Source organism: Amycolatopsis sp. N2S4-7 (assembly GCF_058119595.1).
Genome location: NZ_CP172299.1, coordinates 2,787,102 through 2,801,776, shown reverse-complemented (window position 1 = coordinate 2,801,776; position 14,675 = coordinate 2,787,102). Strand labels below are relative to the sequence as shown.

Annotated in this window: 14 protein-coding genes and 2 pseudogenes; 7 read left to right on the top strand and 9 right to left on the bottom strand. The window is 67.8% G+C overall.

Going from position 1 to position 14,675, the window contains the following annotated elements:
• Window positions 1-254: 254 nt before the first annotated feature.
• Window positions 255-1,298, bottom strand: a complete 1,044-nt coding sequence (locus ACH54P_RS12975; RefSeq protein ID WP_489912625.1) for a hypothetical protein — start codon at window positions 1,296-1,298, stop codon at window positions 255-257.
• Window positions 1,298-1,798: a SigE family RNA polymerase sigma factor gene (locus ACH54P_RS12970; protein WP_489912624.1), complete on the bottom strand. Its 501-nt coding sequence runs from the start codon at window positions 1,796-1,798 to the stop codon at window positions 1,298-1,300. Before ACH54P_RS12970 ends, ACH54P_RS12975 begins: the two co-directional genes overlap by 1 nt.
• A 205-nt stretch (window positions 1,799-2,003) precedes the next feature.
• Between ACH54P_RS12970 and ACH54P_RS12965 the strand changes: the two are divergent.
• Window positions 2,004-2,102: pseudogene (locus tag ACH54P_RS12965) on the top strand (IS5/IS1182 family transposase); the annotation flags it as partial.
• 390 nt (window positions 2,103-2,492) lie between these two features.
• Here ACH54P_RS12965 and ACH54P_RS12960 read toward each other — a convergent pair.
• Window positions 2,493-3,062, bottom strand: coding sequence for a TetR/AcrR family transcriptional regulator (locus tag ACH54P_RS12960; RefSeq protein ID WP_489912623.1), 570 nt, complete (start codon window positions 3,060-3,062; stop codon window positions 2,493-2,495).
• 136 nt (window positions 3,063-3,198) lie between these two features.
• Between ACH54P_RS12960 and ACH54P_RS12955 the strand changes: the two genes are divergently transcribed.
• Entirely contained in the window at window positions 3,199-4,116 is a 918-nt protein-coding gene (locus ACH54P_RS12955) for an SAM-dependent methyltransferase (RefSeq protein ID WP_489912622.1), read from the top strand.
• Between the two features lie 120 nt (window positions 4,117-4,236).
• Here ACH54P_RS12955 and ACH54P_RS12950 read toward each other — a convergent pair whose 3' ends face one another.
• Complete coding sequence (locus ACH54P_RS12950) at window positions 4,237-4,602, bottom strand: hypothetical protein (protein ID WP_489912621.1); 366 nt, start codon at window positions 4,600-4,602, stop codon at window positions 4,237-4,239.
• 367 nt (window positions 4,603-4,969) lie between these two features.
• Here ACH54P_RS12950 and ACH54P_RS12945 point away from each other — a divergent pair, with 367 nt between their 5' ends.
• Together ACH54P_RS12945 and ACH54P_RS12940 are read left to right on the top strand one after the other, a co-directional pair.
• Window positions 4,970-7,381 carry a tetratricopeptide repeat protein gene (locus tag ACH54P_RS12945; protein WP_489912620.1) on the top strand — a complete coding sequence of 804 codons (2,412 nt, stop codon included), beginning with the start codon at window positions 4,970-4,972 and terminating at the stop codon, window positions 7,379-7,381.
• 643 nt (window positions 7,382-8,024) lie between these two features.
• Entirely contained in the window at window positions 8,025-8,720 is a 696-nt protein-coding gene (locus ACH54P_RS12940) for a hypothetical protein (protein ID WP_489912619.1), read from the top strand.
• Between the two features lie 159 nt (window positions 8,721-8,879).
• Here the strand turns inward: ACH54P_RS12940 and ACH54P_RS12935 are convergent, their stop codons facing one another.
• Window positions 8,880-9,317 carry an NACHT N-terminal helical domain 7-containing protein gene (locus ACH54P_RS12935; RefSeq protein WP_489916410.1) on the bottom strand — a complete coding sequence of 146 codons (438 nt, stop codon included), beginning with the start codon at window positions 9,315-9,317 and terminating at the stop codon, window positions 8,880-8,882.
• Window positions 9,318-9,654: 337 nt separating this feature from the next.
• Here ACH54P_RS12935 and ACH54P_RS12930 point away from each other — a divergent pair, with 337 nt between their 5' ends.
• Complete coding sequence (locus tag ACH54P_RS12930; RefSeq protein ID WP_489912618.1) at window positions 9,655-9,885, top strand: hypothetical protein; 231 nt, start codon at window positions 9,655-9,657, stop codon at window positions 9,883-9,885.
• A gap of 176 nt (window positions 9,886-10,061) precedes the next feature.
• Here ACH54P_RS12930 and ACH54P_RS12925 read toward each other — a convergent pair whose 3' ends face one another.
• Together ACH54P_RS12925 and ACH54P_RS12920 are read right to left on the bottom strand one after the other, a co-directional pair.
• The gene (locus tag ACH54P_RS12925; protein ID WP_489912617.1) at window positions 10,062-10,712 is read right to left on the bottom strand and encodes a hypothetical protein; all 651 of its coding nucleotides are present in this window, start codon (window positions 10,710-10,712) and stop codon (window positions 10,062-10,064) included.
• A gap of 179 nt (window positions 10,713-10,891) precedes the next feature.
• A complete protein-coding gene (locus ACH54P_RS12920; RefSeq protein ID WP_489912616.1) occupies window positions 10,892-11,476 on the bottom strand; it encodes a hypothetical protein in 585 nt (194 codons plus the stop codon).
• 742 nt (window positions 11,477-12,218) lie between these two features.
• On the opposite strand from ACH54P_RS12920, the gene ACH54P_RS12915 reads away from it, so the two are divergent.
• Complete coding sequence (locus tag ACH54P_RS12915) at window positions 12,219-12,869, top strand: calcium-binding protein (protein WP_489912615.1); 651 nt, start codon at window positions 12,219-12,221, stop codon at window positions 12,867-12,869.
• 146 nt (window positions 12,870-13,015) lie between these two features.
• Entirely contained in the window at window positions 13,016-13,267 is a 252-nt protein-coding gene (locus ACH54P_RS12910) for a hypothetical protein (protein WP_489912614.1), read from the top strand.
• A gap of 898 nt (window positions 13,268-14,165) precedes the next feature.
• Here the strand turns inward: ACH54P_RS12910 and ACH54P_RS12905 are convergent.
• The gene (locus tag ACH54P_RS12905; protein ID WP_489912613.1) at window positions 14,166-14,546 is read right to left on the bottom strand and encodes a hypothetical protein; all 381 of its coding nucleotides are present in this window, start codon (window positions 14,544-14,546) and stop codon (window positions 14,166-14,168) included.
• Between the two features lie 46 nt (window positions 14,547-14,592).
• Window positions 14,593-14,652: pseudogene (locus ACH54P_RS12900) on the bottom strand (hypothetical protein); the annotation flags it as partial.
• Window positions 14,653-14,675 lie beyond the last annotated feature (23 nt).

Genomic DNA, 14,675 nt, shown 5'->3' with positions numbered 1-14,675 from the left:
GCGAGTGCGCCGGGGTAGCAGGATTCGTAGATCGCGTTGGCGGCTCGGACGGGTGTTGCGCGGCGTTGCTGGCGGTGTTGATCACTCTTGCGCCGCCGGGGCCGCGGAGCGGTCGGCGACGCCGTCTTCGACGGCAGGCCCATCACCCGGGAACCGTGAACACTCAGTCGCGCGCACCGACGGGGAGCGGCGTCTGCGAGCGGGCCGCCAACCGCGGGTCCTCCTCGGTCGCGTCCGAAGAGGACCCACGGACCTCAGCGGGGCAGGACGAGGTGGTCGGCGATGGCGTACAGCTCCGCCTGCGCGCCGGGGCCCGCGACGGCGATCGGCGCGTCGTGGACGGCCTTGAGGATCCAGAGCGTGCGGTAACCCTTCTCGTCCAGGTAGCGGGTCGCGTGTCCCTGGACCGGTTGCCCCGCGGTGCCGCGCACCTGGCTGGACTCATCGAGGCGCACCTGGACCGGCGGCAGGGTGCTGCACGTGCCCACCGAGTAGCTCGTGCGCGAACCGCTCGGGCCGCCCTTCTCGACGTCGAACGCGCACATCCGCAGGCCGTCGGGCAGCTTGCCGAGGCCGAACGCCGGGGTGACGGTGGTGGTGCCCGGGAAGGCGACGTTCTCCGCGACGCGGCGGCCCGCGTCGATCAGTTGCTGCGCCGGCGCCGTGCTGCCCGGCTGTGCGGCCACGTTGACGTACAGCGAGCCGCCATCGGGGTGGGTCAGGTACACCTCGTAACCGCCCGGGCCGCCGGAGTGCGAGCTCTCCACGCCGGGCCGCCCGCCGATGGTGACGGGCCGGCCCGGACCGGACTTGAAGGCGGCCTGCTCGGGCGGCATCATCCGCATTTCCTGCACGTCCACGAGCAGGACCTGACGCCCGGACGTGACGGTCAGCATGTACTCGCCGCCGTACACCGGCTTGTCGGGGTTCGCCGCGCTGCCACCGATGTTGATCCGGCGCGCGAGGTAGTCGGCCTTGCCCGGCGGCAGCCAGCCGAGCGAGTAGGGCATGGTCAGCTCCGCGATGGCCGCCTTGGCCGGTGCCTCGACGGCGGCCGGCCCGCTGGTCTGGCTGGTGCCCGTGGCTACCTGGTTGTCGTGCGCGGGCCGGTTCAGCGCGACGACGGCGACCGCGGCCAGGACGAGCAGGACCACCCCGGCGGCGGCCGTGAGCGGACGGCTCACCACGGCGCGCCTGTGGTCGAGGCGCTGACGCGTGGCCGCCAGCACCTGGTCGCTGTCGGGGGCGTCCTGCTCGTGGGCGGTGAAGGTGTCCTTGATCAGGTTCTCGATGTCCATCAGCTCTCCTTCGCCTGGGCCATCCGGTCGATGCTCAGGCCGTGTCGCAGGGTCGTCAGGGCTTTGCGGGCGTGGGCCCGCACGGTGGCCTGGGCGCAGCCGAGCAGGTCGGCGATGTCGGTGTCGGCGAGCTGCTCGTAGTACCGGAGCACCACGACCGCGCGCTGGCGCCGGGGCAACCGCGCCAGGCGCTGCCACATGTCTTCGCGAGCCGCATAGTCCGACGCGAAGTCATCCGGCCGCGCCTCGTCCGGCGGGTCGCCCACGGCGATCAGCCGCGCCGACCGGCTGCGCCGCCAGGACAGGTAGTCGTTGGTCACCATCCGCAGGACATAACGGTCGGGGTGCTCGGCGTCGCTGATCCGCGACCACCGCCGGTACACCTTGACCAGCACGTCCTGCACCAGGTCAGCGGCCTGTTCCCGCTCCCCGGTCAGCATCGTCGCGTAGCGCAGCAACCGCGGCAGGCGCGCCCGGACGAAGTCCTCGTAGTCAGCCATCACTATGAAGACTGCTCCCGCGCACGATCCGTGTACCTCCACGCAGAACTTTTCGCGAACCCACGCACGGCGAGGGCCCGCCGGAGGGGTGTTACGGCGGGTCCTTCGCGGTGGAACGGTCAGGCAGTGGCCACCCGGGGCGGAACTGCCGCGGAAGGCGAGACCGGCGCCGACGGTCGAGACGACCGCCGCGATCAGGCTGAGGATCAGCTGGAACAGGCTGCCCGCGAACCTGTTCGGCTCCTCTGGCGCCACGTGCTGGCGGCGGTTAGCCGAGTGGCCGGAGGCCGGGGTGCGGCAGCGGTGCACGAGACGCCGCTCGCCGTGACACTGACCGGCGGACAAGCAACGACGTCACCCTGCTGGTTCCGCTGCTCGACGCCGTCTCGCTCCCGGCTGGACGCGCTGACCGGCAGGCTCGAGGCGGAGCGCCCGCTCATCCGCGACAGCCGGACCCGCCGGTCTCCTTTCGTCAAGAGGCTGTTCGGCTTCCCCGAGCTTCGCGACTGGGCTCTTCGCCGCAGGATTCAGTGCGACGTCCGGATACGGCGAAAACGGAGGGCCGCTCACCAAAACGCACCATCACACGTACGCACATGCCGATGACCGGGTGTCCGGCCCTCGATCACCAGGCGATTCCATCGGGTGATCTGGGCGTCAGCCGCGGCACTGGAGGCAGCGGTGAGGGCACCAGTCAGGTTCGGAACGCTCGGATCGTGAGTGCGGCAAAGCGCTGGGAGGCCGCGGTGCGTGCTGCCGGTGCACTCGCGAGGATGCCGCCGCCGGCCGTGATCATGAGGGTGAGGTCGTTCAGGACGACCTCGGGGCGCAGGCGGCCGGTCTCCTTGGCGCGGCGGATCAGTTCGGCTGCCGAGGTCAGCGAGGAAGTGCGGAGAGCGGTGAAGTCCATCGCACGCGGAAAGCTGGATTTGACGGCTGCGATGAAGCCGTGATCGCGTATTTGCAGCTCACAGAGCTTCTCGACCACCAGGCAGAAGCCGTGCCAGGGATCGGGGTCGGCGAGCCCTTCGTCCAAGACGGATCGCCATGCGCGCACCTGGTCGAGGAACACCTCGGTGACCAGCATCTCCTTGGTCGGGAAATGGCGATAGACGGTCGCGGGCCCGACTTCGGCGTGTCGGGCGATCTCCCGGATCGGCACGTCCAAGCCACCGGCGCCGAACACCGCGCGGGCCGTACCGAGGATGCGGTCGCGGTTGTCCCGGGCGTCGGAACGGCGGTCGCGAGGCAAACGAGCGGTCACTGCTCTCACTTTAGTTCAGTGGACAAGGGTGTTCGTTATCGTCCATCAACCAGTGCTGATCGCGTCGTGGCCGCCACTGCCGCCGCGCTTGCGTTCGGGTCCGCAGCCGACCGGACGAACAAAGATAGGGCGAGGCATGACTTCCCACAGGCACGACGGAGACACCTGGGACCTGGCGTCCAGTGTCGGCACGACCGCCACCGCGGCCGCAGCAGCCCGGGCGATCGCAACCCGCGAAGATCGTTCGCTGATCGACGACCCGTTCGCCGAACCGCTTGTCCGGGCGGTCGGGATCGACCTCCTGACACGGCTGGCGACCGGCGCACTGCCTCCCGGCGACCTGGTCGGGCAGTCGGCGATCGACGTCGCCAAGATCCGTACCAAGTTCTACGACGACTTCTTCCTCGACGCGGCGAACGCGGGCATCACGCAGGCCGTGATCCTCGCCTCGGGGCTGGACTCTCGCGCGTACCGGCTGCCCTGGCCGGCCGAGGCCGTGGTGTACGAGCTCGATCAGCCGCAGGTCATCGAGTTCAAGACCCGCACCTTGGCCGAACTGGGTGCTGAGCCCACGGCCGAGCGGCGAGTAGCCGCGGTCGACCTGCGCGACGACTGGCCGGCAGCGTTGCGCACCGCCGGTTTCGACCCGGCGCGGCCGACCGCGTGGAGCGCCGAAGGCTTGCTGGGCTACCTGCCACCGGAGGCGCAAGACAGCCTATTGGACACCATCACCACACTCAGCGCGCCGGGCAGCCGGGTGGCCACCGAGAGCAGGCCCAATCCGAAACCGGGCGATGACGATACGACGAAGGAAAGCTTGAACCGCCTCTCCGAACGCTGGCGCGCGCAAGGCTTTGACCCCGGCATGGCGAAATTGCGTTACTTCGGTGAGCGCAACGAAGCGGCTCCCTACCTGGCCGGCCTCGGCTGGACGCTGGACGGAGTGACCATCCGGGACCTGCTGGCCGCCAACAACCTGTCGCTGAACGACGACAACCTGCGCATGGGCAACGTCCGCTACATCAGCGGCGTCCTCACCGAGACCACGAGGTAGCCGCTGTCCTGCATGACGACCAGTCTCGGTACGCAGGTTCGCGAGGGAATCGGGCGGGCATGGCAAGCCCCGCTCCATGGCGGTCGAGCGTCCTCTTCTGCCGCCGAGCGCGTACTCCGGTCAGTCCCAGTAGTTGAAGAGCACCTCGCCCAAATCGGCCGGAGCCCAGTACTTCAGGTCGGCCGGGGGCATCACCCGGAACGCCGGGAACTCCGCCAGCACGGCGACCTGCTCACGAGCTTCGACGAACGTCAGCGATCCCGCGTCGACCGCCGTCTCGTCGATAGCCCGTGGCTCGGCGACCGCCACGACCGGCTCAGTCCGGTCGCGGATGCACACGACCGACAGGCCACGGCCGCCGTGATCGAGGACGCCCTGGTGGAAGTCCGGCGTGACACCGTCGGCGATCCGGAACTCGACAATCCGGCCGCCGGTGGGCCGGGCCGCTTCATGGCACGCCCGGCGGAACTCACGGAGGCTGGTCATCGCGCGACCGTACCGGCTCAACGCGGGCCCACGTGACGTTTTCGGGCCGTCGGCCCCGACCGAGAACGGAACCGCACAGCCGGCGACGCACGCACTTGCCGATGAACGGACGCTTTAGTGGCGACCACGGGCGCATGCAGAAGAGGCACTGATCGACATTAAGGTCAAATTCCGATCTGCGATCTTGAGCAGATCCGGCTCTCGATTCTGCCACGTGACAACGAAGCCCTGGACATGTGATGCTTAATGGCGACGAACTGACCCGCAGGTGCTGTGGTCGACAGATCCGGGGGTGGGTGTGCGTCGGCGAATCCCAGGCCGGGGCATCGGTGCAGGACTGTCCACCGTCCTGGCAGTGGGTGCCGGGGTGTTCACCAATGTGGCGACATCTGTTTGGACGTGGTCGACCGGTGTGGGGCTGGTGGTCTTCGCCGGTGGCTGGGCAACGTTGGAGATGTGGCGGGCTGTCCGGGCGAGCGGCGATCGGACCGTCCAAGCGGCCGGGATACCGAAAGGGGCGGTCCGGTTGCGGGGCGGATCGCTCGATCCGCCGACCGGATCAGCCCCGCGACGCGTGCGCGGACGATCCAGCCTCATCGCTGCGTTGGCCGACGAGTACCGCACCCCGCAGGGATGCTTTCATGTGCTGAGCGGATTGGGCGGTGTCGGCAAAACCACAGTGGCGTTGGCGGTGGCACAGCAGGCTTCGGCTGACGGCGTGACGGTCTGGTGGATGACGGTGAGGGACCGCCAGAAGCTCAGCAACGACTTGCTGGACCTGCTAGTCGGTCTCGGGGCAACACGTCGAGAGGTGCAGCAGGCACTGTCCGGGGTGCGAAGCGTCGTCGACCTGGTGTGGCGGTACCTGGAGAACGGCCTCGACCGCTGGTTACTGGTCATCGACAACGCCGACCAGCCCGACATGCTGGCCGCCGACGGAGCCGGGGTCGGAGACGGCAATGGCGTAGTGCGGGGTTCGCATCGCGGCCTTGTCGTCGTGACCAGCCGGGTCACCTCGGCCGAGGTGTGGGGGACCCGAGCTGTGATGCACCGCATCGATGCCCTGCCGACCAAGGATGCCGCCCAGGTCGTGGCTGACCTCGCTCCACACGCCGGGAGCGAGCGTGACGCCGCCGCGTTGGCGTCCCGGCTCGGTGGGCTGCCCTTGGCGCTTTGCGCGGCCGGCAGGTATCTGAGTTCCTCTCACGCACAGTTGGAGGGAGTCGGCAGCTTCGCGGCGTATCAAGCGATCCTGGACCAGGAACGCACGGCGGGGCCAAGGACACGGCCGCTCGCGGCACTCGAGGAAGCCTGGGACGCGTCACTGGACCTGCTCAGTCGCCAAGGCTTGCCGCATGCCCGGACGTTCGTGCGGCTGATCGGGGGATTCGCATCCGCCCCTCTACCAGTGTGGATCTTCGACAGTCCGGCGCTGTACGGCAGTCGGCTATTCGGCACAGGGACGAAGTATGGTCCTCTCCGCCGGCGGCGTGACGGCGCTTCGTCACCGGCAGGGCGAGCCGGGTACGACCCGGCGACTCACCGGAGCACGGTCGCGGCCTTGTGCCGGCTGGGGCTGCTGGATCTCGATGGGTCCGGACCGGAACAGGTGGCGTCTCTGGTCGCGCACCCGTTGGTGTTCGAAGTGAGCGCCGTCTGGCTGTCGCAACACCCGGACGTGAAGCACGAGGTCCGCGCCACAGTGATCGCTCTGTTGGCTGCCGCGGTCCGCGATCGGGATGCGCACGATGCTGCCCAGTACCATCGGTGGCCGCCATTGGTCGCGCATCTCCTCCACGCGCTGACTACCGCCGAGACCGTTGCACGGGCGGACCAGCTCGCGTTGCTCCGCGCCGCGAACATCACGAGCTGGGGTCTGACCCGCTCTGGCCACCATCTCACCGCCCTCGGCCTGGCCACCGCGACCACCGAATCTGCTCGCCGGCTGATGTCGACGGATCACCCGCAGTACCTGGACGCCCGTCACCATATCGCGACCGCGCTTTTCGAATTGGGCCGATTCCGGGACGCGGCCAACGATTTCGCCGAGGTCGTCGCCGAACGGACCCGAGTGCTCGGTCCCGACCACGTCGATACTCTTTCCAGCCGAATGAACCAGGCCGATCTGCTGATGCGAACAGGCCGGTATGACGAAGCCGAAACCGAGTTGCGGGCGGTGCACGACATCCAGCACCGAGTGCTCGGTGACGACTCTCGCGAAACCCTGCTGACTGGATCGGACATCGGTCAGGCACTGAACCACCGAGGCTGCTACGAGCAAGCGGAGGCTCAGTTCCGCACCATCCTGGCTCGGCAGCGTTCGGCACTGGGACAGCAGCATTCCAACACCCTGCGTACTTGGCGGGGGCTGGCGCAAGCGCTGGCGGGGCAACGCCACTACGCCGCGGCTGAAGCCGAGTATCGAGCATCCCTCCCCGTCGCCGGAGAAGTCCTGGGGCCAGAACATCCGTGGACCCTGGAAGTACGGCAGGGGTTGGCCGAGGTCCTGATCCACAGACAGCACCATGAGTCGGCTGAACGCGAGCTACGGGCTGTGTTCGCGGCCCGCAAGCGAGTGCTCGGCGACGCTCATGCCGACACCTTGACGAGCCGGTACTGGCTCGCCGAACTGCTCGCCCGGCGCGGCCAGGGCACCCGCGCGGTCGCCGAACTACGAGCGGTGCTGTCCAGCCAGCGACAGGCGCTGGAATCCCGGCATCCGGACCTGCTGCGCACCCAGGAGAGCATCAGCCGGTGGCAGGGTTCACTCGACGGCTAGCCGCGGATCAGCCACCGAGCGCTACACCAGCGCAAGAAATCCACGTCTGGCAGCCGTGCTGGGGCTTGCGGCAAGCCGGACGTGTGGAACAGGGTGCATGCCCGATCGGGCACCGGTTCTGTACCTGCGGTTCGTACGGAAGGGCTGAACTTTCAGAGTGGAGTCACGTAAAATCACGTGGAGAACTATCTGTCGTACAATTCAGAACAGAAGTAGCCGTTCTTGTAGCGGCTAGCCGGTCAAGGACGCGAGCGGGCGCAGACAATCGTGCCCCTCAGATCTCTCGGCGTGAAGGAGTGCTGTGTCGGAAGAGGGCAGGCGCAGCCTGTCAGGTGCTGCGGAACGACGCTTAGGCAACTCCAGCTCGCAGCCTCGGCGATCACTTGACGATCCGGCTCCCGGCAGACCTCCCCGTGAGACGCTGTCTCTGCAGGTGCCGGATGCCCAGAGAATGCTTGCACTGCAACGCCTGGCAGGCAACTCGGCAATCTGCAATTTCGCCGATGGGCTGGCGGTTCAGCGCGTTCCCGGACCGCCTTCGGTGCCGCCGGCCGTAGCCGCGCAACCTGTCCAGATCGGGTACGTTTACGTTATCCGTGGAGACTTGCAAAGTGGTGAAGCCGTATATTACACGGGTTCCACGTTGCGTTCACTCGTCCAGAGAATTTTCAAGGACCAACATACCTGGCGAGAACTTGCGAGGAGCAAGTCGACAATTATTGACTATTACGAGATCAAGGCATCCTTGGATGTGGCGAAGTCTGGAGAGCAGAGCCTGAGGAGCGCAACCAACGAGGCTCTCCGGTCGGCCGAGCAGGTTGCTTTGAAACGTGAACGCGCTGCTGCGCTCACCGAGGGCATCGGACGTAGGGAACTGAACGATCCCAAGAAGCCGCCGGCTGCGGAGGCCAATATCGACAAGTGGGGCGAGGTACACGGGGTCCGGATAGGCCCTAGGCAGAGGTTCGGCGCAGGCGTTAAGATAGGCGCATTTGCTGCGCTCCAGATTCTCGACATCTTTCTCATGTTCCGGGATGCCAAGCTTGCACAGTATGTGACGGCGCCGTACTTGCTCGAAGATGAAAGTGGCGTATACTCGCTCCAGGAGACGGATCGGGGACTCTTCCGGCCAAATTGGTACTGGAAAAAGTATCACACCGGATCACTTGCCGGTCAGAGGGTAAGAATATCCAAAGATGAGTTCAATGCGTTGGCCAACGTGGCAGAAATATTGTGGGGCACGACAGACTGGAAGGGCGACTTCGTGCCCGGCATCTTGAGGCAAGAGCTTCCTGTAATCGAAGAGCCGCCAGCAGGGCCGTCGCCATCGTGGGCTTAAGGGGCGGCAATTCTGTAAGCAGTGGCACATCTCTGGCTGGGATCTTTCCCGCGACCGGCAGAATGGAGGTTGTGTATCTGTCTCGGCATGTCTGCGCGACCAACCATTTTAATCGGCTATGGCCTACCGTTCTGTCGTGTCGCGAACCGCCCTCGAACTTCACGTCCCGCAGTGGCAGGTCGACGCCGACATCGACACCGACAACCCCGCCACGACCACCGTCGCGCCTGCTCCCTGCGCGGTCGCGACCGCCCGACCGTGTCGACCTTGTTGGCGGTGTGGTCGTAGAAACCCGCAAGTGCGTCGAGTGACTGCTCGTAACGCCGGTGTCGCGCCAACACGGCAGCAGGAGTGTGCAGCAACGCCGTGGTGAGCTGATCCGACGGTGTGAGCTCGAGATCGGCGACCGGGAAGGGCAGGCGAAACTGTCGCCATTGCGTCGAAGAATGCCGCCACCACTATAGCGCTGTGCGCGGCGGTCAGGTGTTCTCCGCGTTCCGTTGCGATGGACACGCCATCCGCAGTCGGCCCCCTGAGCTGCGACAAATGGATGGTCCACCGGCATAGCCCTACCCGGTCGACGAGCACTGGCGTCATCGAGGCCTGCGGCTGTCCGCTCGCTGGTGAGGTGGCCTCGCCGAGGTCGGCCAACGAGATCACTCCACCACCCGAGCCACACGTGCCACCAGGTGTGGCTCATTCTGCTGTCGGCGCCCTTGCCAACACCGTTGCATCGAGGAGCCACACCGGTGAGGCACTCCCATGCCGCGATGAGGTCATCTTTCAAGGTGTAAGCGACAACGGATCGTGCCAGGCGGTAACCCGCGTCGGGGTTGCAGCACTTCGGCGGCGGCGTCGGACGCCCGCAGTTCGGCGTGCTGGGTCGGGCATGAACCATTGCTTCGAAGTCGGGCGCACAGGGTAACCCGCCGGAGTGACGAAGAGGTGGGTTCTGGGTGGGGAACGCCTGCATCCGAGGCTCGCGCTGGCCTTCGGGATCGGCTGGACGTTGGTCGCTGCCGGATGGATCCTGCTGGCGTTCGACGGCGACCAGGCCGGCTGGAAGCGCTGGATTCAGCTCGCGACGGGCGCGTTGTTATCGCTGGCCGCGGCCTACTATTGGGCGCTGTACGCGCACCTTCGCCGAAACGGCCGACGCGCGTGAGACGGACCCGATCACGGCGCGACCTGGGATAATCGGCTTCCTTGGGACGATCGCCACAGAAGGTGAGGGCGGTCGTGAGACTGTCGACGCTGGGCGTGTTCGCAACCCGGGCGAACGCCACGGTCGGCGTGCCAGCTGAACACATCGTCGATCCTGCGGTCCGGATCGGCTGCCAACTAACGGTGAAGCTTGGCCTGCATCCAGGTCTGAGGTGGTTCCCGCGTCCGCTTGTGGTTCAGTTGAACGCGGCGAAGCCAGACGCTGCCCCTGCACTCGACGATCCGCGAGCCCTGAGCCGGGAGGAGCGGGATCCAGCTCTGTCTCGGGCCATGACTGTGGCGCGGGCCGAACGCGCGTCTGGCGGCTCGGACTGCCAGGGCGGCCACCGTGGCGTTGGCGCCACCGCCGATCAATGTGCAGATGCCGAACGGAGCCACCCGGCCGAGCACGATAGTGCCCTGCTTGGTGCCGTACTTGGTGATGAAGTTCTTTGCCCAGGACGCTGTTGATCTGGCGCAGCGTCGCCGTGGGCACCTTGCCGACGAGCTGGCGGCCCCAGTGCCGACCGGTGCGCTCGGCGACCTTACCGACAATGTCGTGGAACCTGACTGACCGAGCAGGATCCCCATGACAAGCGTTAGCCGGCGTTCGATCTCATCCAGCGCAACGCCGTGGACCTCGGCGACCGAGAGCACGAACAGGGCGCTCGGTTCGAGCGACGAGAAGGCCTCGCCCGCCGACAGTGCCAGAGCGACCCCGGTACCGACGGCCGGCGCGGCCGCGGTGGCCCCGACAGCCCCGGTGCCCGCCAGGGCACTGACGTACATCCGCTCCAGGGCGTGAACGACCTCCGCCGCGCGCTCATGCCGACGAGCGAACGTTCGGCGCCACCATCGGCCGGTTCCGTGACGACCGCACGGTGGCAGCTTCAGATCGATCGGGCCTGTCGAGGTTCGAGCGGATGGTCCTGGTTGTGGGGTGGTCGGGTCCCGGCATCTGCTCGCTGTTAACAAGGGTGTCCTCGTACAGCGTGATCGCTCACCGCCGGGTAGCGCTCGCCTGGTTGTTCCGCGAGATACCTGCCCGACCACGACGTGCTGTTGATCCGACCGCCACGCCCCGATGCGGTGAAGCCGTGGGGCCCCGAACTGCTCGGCGAGGTGGCGACCGACGCGCGGTCCAGCGCGAACGCCACCGCCGGTGACGGCTGGGTCCACAGGCACGCCGGCGACCCCTGCCAAGCGGTGCGGCTGGGGCCTACGATCAGCCGCCGCAGATCGACTTTGCCGAATGGGAGGACGTCGTCGAGACGCCGTTCCACAGCCGCACCGGCCGGCTTGCCTTCGCCAGCCTCACCGGCGGCGAGCACGAAGGCACCCTCGAACTGGGCCGGCGAGGGCTGCTCCGCGCCCGGATCGCCCGCCGCGCGGCCACGACCGGTGATGAGGGCGACGTCTGCCTCCCGCAGTTCTGACCTTGCGACGAACCAGGGTTGCCACGCTAGGTGCGGCGGCCCCGGCCCCGCGATCGGCGTCCCGGATCCCGGCTGGGCTGCCCGGTGATGGAAGTCGCCTACTTCGCCGCCGGCCACGGTCCGCTCCAACCGGAGTCGTGGCTCGCCGAACCCCTGCGCGGTGACCCGCCGGACGCGGTGATCCGCGCGCAACTGGGCGTCAGGCGCCGGAACCGCCCCTCGAGGCGGCTCGCTGCCCAGGTCGAGCAGTCCACGGCTGATGCTCGCTACTGCTGGGTCGCCGCGGACCCCACCCCCCTCGCCGCGTGGCGCCACCCCGCCCCGGTCGATGACCTGGCCGAACGGCTGCTCATCCCCTCCGGTGTCGTCCCGGACTGCTCGCCTACGCCGCCTCCTGGGAGAAAGAAGACCAGCCAACTGCTCTCTGGCGTGCTGGGTTCCAGGCCTGACGAGTGCTTGCGGCGGGAGGCGAGGCGGCCGGCAGAGTGCACCTCGAGAGGGCGGCCCGTCAAAACCGAAGAATGTGCGTCCGTTCGAGGGACAGCGGTATTGATCCAAGCGGACGCAGGGGTAGATTCGTGTGTCGTTGCCCCGGACCTCGGTGACGTGACAAATCCGCGGTGATCGCGGATGCGGATCACGAGCCGAGGTTCTTCTGCGCCCGGGAGCGGACGCCGGCAGTACGGCGAATGCGGATGGCCTGTGATCCGCACAACTCAGTCACGTTGGCGCGCCGCGTCCATGTGAGTCATCGCTGAATTGCGTTCCAGGAAATGAAGCCATGAGAATTCAACAGACTCGATTCCGTCGGGGGTTCGTCGCCACGACGGCCGGAGTCCTCGCGGTTCCAGTCATGTGGATGATCGCCCCGCTGACCGCCGATGCCGCCGTCAACTGCGTCGTGAGCGCCGGGGTGACCCAGACCGATACGACCGTGACCGGCAGCCCCGGCAACGACACGATCGACTGCGGCGGCACGAACCCCGGCAAAACCATCAACGGCAACGCCGGAAACGACACGATCACCGGCTCGGACTTCGACGACACGATCAACGGCGGCGACGGGAACGACACCCTCACCGGCGGCACCGGCAACGACACCCTCACCGGCGGCCTGGGCATCGACACGATCTCCGGCAGCGCCGGCAACGACACCCTCATCGGCGCGTCCAACGACGGCAGCCAGGACAGTCTCGACGGCGGCCTCGGCACCGACACCTGCCAGGGACCCGCACCCGACCCCGACATCCACGCCAGCTGCGAGAACACCAGCACCCCGCCGACGACGGGCCCGGGCTCGGGCACGGCGAACGCCACCCAGCTGTGCACCACAACCGGCGGCGTGTTGTCCCTCACCGTGAACCCGGTCGGATACGTCTGCGTATTCACCCCCCTCAGCCCCGCCAACCGCCGCGTCACCGAGGCCGGCAGGATCTGCACCGGAGCCGGCGGAACGTTCGTCAACCTGCTCCCGCTGAGCTACGCCTGCCTCCTTCCGAGCACGCCGTAAACCACCCATCCCCACCAGCCCCGCCTCCGGCGAAGGGGGATGACGAAAGGCCGCGCCTCGAGTGGGAGCGCGGCCGTTCGGCTTTGCGGGCTGTTGGCCGGATCCGGCGCCCTCGCGTGTGCGGCACCGGGCAGCGACCCCAGCCCATGGCCATCGAACCCGCCCTCTCCAGCCCGGGGCTGGGTTCAGCGAGAGCGGCGATCAGACGAAGCTGCGGCGCGGCGACCTCGCCGCAGTACTGGTCGCCGCCGAGCCGCCCGGACGAGCCGGGGGACTACTCGTGGGCGAGCGTGAAAGCCTTGCACGGCGCCGATCCGGGCGCCGTCGCCTGCGGCTTCGAGCTGCGCCGGCAAGGCACGGGCTGGGTGGCGGTCGGCTTCGCCGCCAGTCACGGCTGAGCGGCGCTCACGGGGCACTGCGCCCGCCGAACGCGCCGTCACTGTCCTGGCTCCATCGCAGTGCCGCCCGTCACGTCGCGATGAACGTCTCGTCGTCGGCGCAGCTGGGATCCGCGCCGAGCGGGACCCAGGGCTGCACGACCAGCTCTCCGCGTTCGATGTGCAACACGGCGACGCCGGAGTACTGCAGCTCATCACCGCCGGTACGGATTGTGCGACTGCTCGCTTGCAGCCGAACCTGCCGGTCGTTGGTCCTCGTCTCGCTCCCCGCATCTTCACGGGACTGTCGCAGACCGATCGTGACTCGTAACGCGATGCCGCGGTTGGACCGCGATGGTGTGCTGTGGGCTGACCTGTTTCCGGCTCATTGACCGGCGATGTTGCGTTTCGTCGTGTGACGATTCGCGCTCCGCTGAAGGCGCGGGGGAGTTTAGGGCTCGGCGGCACATCGGGGGGCGTTGTGCCGCCGAGCCAGACTGTCGATGATCGGGACGGTCGGGGGGCGTGCCGGACCGATCACCTCAGCACCAGTCAAGAGGGCTCGCGGCGGCGACAATGACGTCCGGCGCTAGAGATCACCGAGACGGGTGACGCACCGATGGCCCGGAGCGCGGCGGATCGCCGGCCTCGGAACCTGCCAAGCATTCGAATGCCGAGCAGCACCTTGCGTCGCCGTTGGCGAGTGGAGACGCTTCGCCGGATGTGAGCGTCCGCAGCCACGGCTCTGATTCACACGGCCGGGTCCGCCCTCACAAGCCAGGTGTCCATCGCGGAGGCGCGGCGGTGATGGCGCAGAAGGTGCGTGTCGAGGTGCTTGACGATCTGGATGGCGGCGAGGCGGCGGAGACGGTCGCTGATGGTCGTCGAGGTCGTAGGCGACGAGATACCACCGGCTCGCTCACACGACGAGGTGGTGGGGCTCGATCCGGTGGGCCGCGGCGAAGTCCTGCTCTTCGAGGGCCGGGCGGGTTGCGTCGGGACGCAGGAGTTCGGTGACGAGGACGTGACGGTGCCGCACGGCGCCGAGCGCAGCCGGATCGATGGGTGGTGCGGGGAATTCCCAGTAGTTCTGCAGGCGGGTCGGCCGCGGGGATTCCATCGCGGCGCGCAGCGTCTCGGGCATGGCTTGCTCCAGGGTGGCCAAGGCTCGGGCGGTGTCGGCCTGCAGGCCGAACACGGTGCTGGGCGCGGTGTGCAGCGCGACGGCGACCGCCAGTGCTTGATCGTGATCGAACAGCAGCGGCGGCAGGGTGTCCGGTACCGAGCCGGTAGCCGCCATCGGGGCCGCGGACGGTCGTGACCGGATAACCGAGTCCGCGCAGGGTGTCCAGGTCACGGCGAACCGTGCGTTCACCGACCTCGAGCCGGGCGACGAGGTCGCGCAGCGGCCACTGCCGGCGCGATGCGA